This window comes from Rhizobacter sp. (genome assembly GCF_031412495.1).
Lineage (GTDB): Bacteria > Pseudomonadota > Gammaproteobacteria > Burkholderiales > Burkholderiaceae_C > Schlegelella_A.
Map to the genome: position 1 here is coordinate 1 of NZ_JANODC010000252.1, position 5091 is coordinate 5091.

At 72.5% G+C, this 5091-nt stretch carries 7 protein-coding genes; 5 read left to right on the forward strand and 2 right to left on the reverse strand.

Annotated elements, in window-relative coordinates:
* The coding region (locus tag AC30N0_RS09690; protein ID WP_489517717.1) for an NAD(P) transhydrogenase subunit alpha part 2 at positions 1 to 300 on the reverse strand (300 nt) is incomplete at its 3' end.
* A 13-nt stretch (positions 301 to 313) separates the two neighbouring features.
* On the reverse strand, positions 314 to 1444 hold the full coding sequence (locus tag AC30N0_RS09695) for a Re/Si-specific NAD(P)(+) transhydrogenase subunit alpha (RefSeq protein WP_489517718.1): 1131 nt from the start codon (positions 1442 to 1444) through the stop codon (positions 314 to 316).
* Positions 1445 to 1545: 101 nt separating this feature from the next.
* Between AC30N0_RS09695 and AC30N0_RS09700 the strand changes: the two genes are divergently transcribed.
* The 5 genes from AC30N0_RS09700 to AC30N0_RS09720 all read left to right on the forward strand — a co-directional run.
* Positions 1546 to 2073, forward strand: coding sequence for an NUDIX domain-containing protein (locus AC30N0_RS09700; RefSeq protein WP_489517719.1), 528 nt, complete (start codon positions 1546 to 1548; stop codon positions 2071 to 2073).
* Positions 2070 to 3200 (forward strand): tRNA 2-thiouridine(34) synthase MnmA, encoded by a 1131-nt coding sequence (gene mnmA, locus AC30N0_RS09705; RefSeq protein ID WP_489517720.1) that lies wholly within the window; start codon positions 2070 to 2072, stop codon positions 3198 to 3200. Before AC30N0_RS09700 ends, mnmA begins: the two co-directional genes overlap by 4 nt.
* A gap of 52 nt (positions 3201 to 3252) precedes the next feature.
* A complete protein-coding gene (locus AC30N0_RS09710; RefSeq protein WP_489517721.1) occupies positions 3253 to 3609 on the forward strand; it encodes a hypothetical protein in 357 nt (118 codons plus the stop codon).
* Positions 3610 to 3743: 134 nt separating this feature from the next.
* Entirely contained in the window at positions 3744 to 4394 is a 651-nt protein-coding gene (locus AC30N0_RS09715; RefSeq protein ID WP_489517722.1) for an FMN-binding negative transcriptional regulator, read from the forward strand.
* A 29-nt stretch (positions 4395 to 4423) separates the two neighbouring features.
* Positions 4424 to 5091 (forward strand): c-type cytochrome (locus AC30N0_RS09720; RefSeq protein ID WP_489517723.1); only part of this gene is annotated, 668 nt, incomplete at its 3' end.

Here is a 5091-nt window from a genome sequence, read left to right on the forward strand (position 1 = left end):
CACGACCTTCTTCTCCTTCTTGCGGAACATCTCCAGCATGCGCCGGGTGACGAGGAAGCCGCCGAAGACGTTCACCGCCGCCAGCGCCACCGCCAGCACGCCCATGCTCTTGCCGAGCACCGTCTCGGTGAGGGCGGCGGCCAGCATGGCGCCGACGATGACGATCGCCGAGATGGCGTTGGTCACGGCCATCAGCGGCGTGTGCAGCGCCGGCGTCACCGTCCAGACGACGTGGTAGCCGACGTAGATGGCGAGCACGAAGATGATCAGGTTGACGACGGTGGGCGAGACGAGATCCATGGCTTTTTCCTTGCTACTTGCGCTTGACTGCGCCGCCCTGCGTCATCAGGCAGGCGGCGACGATGTCGTCGTCCATCGGCACGCTGAAGGTACCGTCCTTGGCCAGGACGAGCTTCAGGAAGTCGAGCACGTTGCGGGCATAGAGGGCCGACGCGTCGGCGCCGACGAGCGCGGCCAGGTTGGTCTCGCCGACGAGGGTGACGTTGTGCTTGACGACCGTGCGGTCGGTCTCGGTCAGCGGGCAGTTGCCGCCGACGCCGTCGGGCCCGCGGCCGGCGGCGAGGTCGACGATCACCGAGCCGGCCTTCATGCTCCTGACCATGTCCTCGGTGACGAGCACCGGCGCCGGCCGGCCGGGGATCAGCGCCGTGGCGATGACGATGTCGGCGGCGGCGACGCGCCGGGCCACTTCGACCTTCTGCCGCTCGAGCCAGGACGGCGGCATCGGCCGCGCATAGCCGCCGACGCCTTCGGCCGCTTCCTTCTCCTCGGCCGTCTCGTAAGGCACCTCGATGAACTTCGCGCCCAGCGACTCGACCTGCTCCTTGACGCTCGGCCGCACGTCGCTGGCCTCGATCACCGCGCCGAGCCGCTTGGCGGTGGCGATGGCCTGCAGGCCGGCGACGCCGACGCCGAGGACGACGACGCGCGCCGCCTTCACCGTGCCGGCCGCCGTCATCAGCATCGGGAAGAAGCGCTGGTAGCGGTCGGCGGCGATGACCACCGCCTTGTACCCGGCGATGTTGGCCTGGCTCGACAGCACGTCCATGCTCTGCGCCCGCGTCGTGCGCGGCGCGGCCTCGAGGGCGAAGCTGGTCAGGCCGGCGGCGGCGAGGGCGTCGAGGCCGGCGCGGTCGAACGGGTTCAGCATGCCGACGAGGTTGGCGCCGGGCTGCATCAGGCGCAGCTCGTCGGCCACCGGCGAGCGCACCTTGAGGACGAGGTCGGCGGCGAAGGCGGCGGCGCGGTCGGCGATCTCGGCGCCGGCGGCGACGTAGGCCTCGTCGGTGACGCTGGCGGCCAGGCCGGCGCCGCTCTCGACGCGGATCGTGTGCCCTTGCGCCTTCAGCTTCTTCGCCGTCTCCGGCGTCACGGCTACGCGCGTCTCGCCGGCCACCGTCTCGCGGGGCACCCCGATCAACATCTTGTCGTCTCCTCGTGTCCCGCAGAACGGAAGGAAGCTTACAAGAAAGGTCGAGCTCTCCGGGACCCGGGGTCGCGGCGGGCAGCGCATAGCATGCCGCCATGGTCGAACGCTGGAAGCCGAACGTCACCGTCGCCTCGGTCGCCGGACGCGTCCGTGAAGGCGCCGAGCACGGCCGTGCCGGCGGACCGATCGAGTACCTGCTGATCGAGGAGGAGACGCCCGTAGGGCTGCGCCTGAACAACCCGGCCGGCCACCTGGACCCGGGCGAGTCGCCGGTCGAGGCGGCCGTGCGCGAGACGCTCGAGGAGACCGCGCGGGTCTTCGTGCCGGAGCGGTTCCTGGGCCTGTACCTGACGCGATTCGACGGCAGCGCCGCGGACCCAGGCCTCACCTACCTGCGCATCGCCTTCGCCGGCACGGTGGGCGAAGCCGACCCGGCGCGACGGCTCGACGACGGCATCGTCGGCACGCTCTGGATGACGCTCGACGAGCTGCGCGCCTGCCCGGAGCGGCACCGCAGCAGCCTGCTCCTGCGCTGCGTCGAGGACGCCGCGGCCGGCCGCTCGCTGCCGCTCGAAGCCGTCTACACCGACCCCACGGCGCACGCCCCGGCCGGCGCGCGATGAGCGGGCAGCGCGACCTGCAGCGCATCGTCGTCGGCCTGTCGGGCGGCGTCGATTCGGCCGTGACCGCGTGGCTGCTGAAGCGTGCCGGACACGAGGTGGTCGGCATCTTCATGAAGAACTGGGAAGGCGACGACGACGACGTGTACTGCTCGTCGCGGCAGGACTTCCTCGACGCGGCCAGCGTCGCCGACGTGCTCGGCGTCGAGATCGAGCACGTCAACTTCGCGGCCGAGTACGCCGACCGCGTGTTCGCCGAGTTCCTGCGCGAATACCAGGCGGGCAGGACACCCAACCCCGACGTGCTGTGCAACGCCGAGATCAAGTTCAAGGCCTTCCTCGACCACGCCGTGCGCCTCGGCGCCGAGCGCATCGCCACCGGCCACTACGCGCGGGTCCGGCAGGCCGCAAGCGGCGCCTTCGAGCTGCTCAAGGGCCTCGACGAGCAGAAGGACCAGAGCTACTTCCTGCACCGGCTCGACCAGGCGCAGCTGGCACGGACCCTCTTCCCCGTCGGCGAGCTGAAGAAGACCGAGGTGCGCCGCATCGCCGCCGAGATCGGCCTGCCGAACGCGGCCAAGAAGGATTCGACCGGCATCTGCTTCATCGGCGAGCGGCCGTTCCGCGAGTTCCTGAACCGCTACCTGGCGAACACGCCCGGCCCGATAGAGGACGACCGCGGCCGCGTCGTCGGCGAGCACGTCGGCCTGTCGTTCTACACGCTCGGCCAGCGCAAGGGCATCGGCATCGGCGGCCTGCGCGAGCACCGCGGCGCGCCGGGCGGCAGCGAGCACGCGCCCTGGTTCGTCGCCGGCAAGGACATGGCCCGCAACGTCCTGCGCATCGTCCAGGGGCACGACCATCCCGGGCTGCTGTCGCGGCGCCTGAGCGCGAGCGACGCGAGCTGGATCGCCGGGAGCGCGCCGCCGACGGGCCCGGGCCGCGCCGCGAAGACGCGCTATCGGCAGGCCGACGCGCCCTGCGACGTCGTCGCCGCCGACGCCGGCCGGCTCGAGCTCGCCTTCGCCGAGCCGCAGTGGGCGGTGACGCCGGGGCAGTCGGCGGTCGTCTACGACGGCGAGCGCTGCCTGGGCGGCGCGATCATCGATGCGTCGGACGGGCGGGCATGACAAGCGCAGCCCGCCGCGCTATGTTCCCAACCCCGTCCCGGCAGAGCCCACCATGCGCACGACCGCCAGCCTCCTCCTCCTCGTTCCGCTGTACGCGATGCCCATGCTGGCGCAGGCCAACTGCTATTCCATGTTCGACTCGCAGAACCACCTGAGCTTCCAGTCGACGGTCTCGCCGGTGGACCTGTCGATGCGCATCTCCGACGCCATGGCGCAGCGCTACCCGGGCCGGCATCTGATAATCACGCCCGACATCACCGACTGCCGCGAGGTCCGCGCCTCGACCGAGCCGGTGCGTCCGCGGGCCTTGCCCGGACAGCCGACGCCCATGCTGACCAACATCGGCCCCGACGACGGCACCGGCCGCGACGGGACGCCGGCGTCGCGCCGGGCCCGGGCGCGCCGCTAGGCCCGATCAGGTCTGCCCTGAACGCGGCGCTTACGGGCGCCGGCCCCGTTGGTGCGCGGCAGCGCCGTGGCCGCGAAGTCCGCATACTCGGAAGCCCGACTTGGCAGCCCGCGTGCCTCTTGCGAACGACGACCATGTACCAGCCGGCCCACTTCAGCGAATCGCGTCCCGAGGTCCTGCAGGCGCTGGTGCGCTCCCATCCCTTCGGCATCCTCGTCACGCAGGACGGCGACGGGGAGCTGAGCGCCAACGGCGTGCCCTTCGTGCTCGACACCGACCCGGCCGGCGGCCCCGGCATCCTGCGCGCCCACGTCGCCCGGGCCAACCCGCTCTGGCAGGCGGCTCGCGCCGACCGCGACGCGCTGGTCGTCTTCCAGGGACCGCAGGCCTACGTCTCGCCGTCCTGGTACCCGGCCAAGGCCGAGCACGGCAAGGTCGTGCCGACCTGGAACTACGTGATGGTGCAGGCGCGCGGGCGCCTGCGCGCGATCGAGGACCCGGCCTGGCTGCACGCCTTCGTCACCCGGCTCACCGAGCGGCACGAGCAGCCGCGGGCCGAGCCGTGGGCGGTGAGCGACGCGCCGGCCGACTACGTCGCCTCGATGCTCAAGGCCATCGTCGGCCTGGAGATGGTCGTCGCCGCGCTGAGCGGCAAGTGGAAGGTGACGCAGAACCGGTCTGCCGCCGATCGCGACGGCGTGGCGGGCGCCCTCGTCGACGAGGTCGGCAGCGACGAGGCGCGAGCGCTCGCGCGCCAGGTGGCGAGCCCCGGCGCCGTGGAGTGAACGGCCGCGGCGCGGCGCGGGATCGCAGCTTGCCGCCGGGGAGCGTGCGCATCGCTCGTTTCCTGGGCGCGGCATCGCGCGCCGCGCCGGTCGCTGCCCTTCTGCTCGCCTCGACACTCGGCGCTACGGCCGGGGCGGCGCCGTTCGAGGACACGATGGCTCAGCGCGTCCTCGCCTGCACCGGCTGCCATGGCGCCCAGGGCCGCGCCGCGCCCGACGGCTACTACCCGCGCATCGCCGGCAAGCCGGCTGGCTACCTCTTCAACCAGCTCGTCAACTTCCGCGACGGGCGCCGGCACTACGAGCTGATGGCCGGCCTGCTCGCGCCGCTCGGCGACGCCTACCTGCGCGAGATGGCCGACCACTTCGCGTCGCTCGACCTGCCGTACCCGCCGCCGGCACCGCCCGCCGGGACGCCGGCCGGGCGCAGCGTCGGCGAGCGGCTGGTCCGGGTCGGCGACGCGGCGCGCGGCCTGCCGGCGTGCAACGACTGCCATGGCGCAGCGATGACCGGCCGGCCGCCCTTCATTCCCGGCCTGCTCGGCCTGTCGCGCGACTACCTCAACGCCCAGCTCGGTGCCTGGAAGAACGGCAAGCGCCGCGCGCACGCGCCCGATTGCATGGCCGTCGTCGTCGCGCGGCTCGCCGGCGAGGAGATCAGCGCGCTCTCGTCGTACCTGGCGAGCCTGCCGGTGCC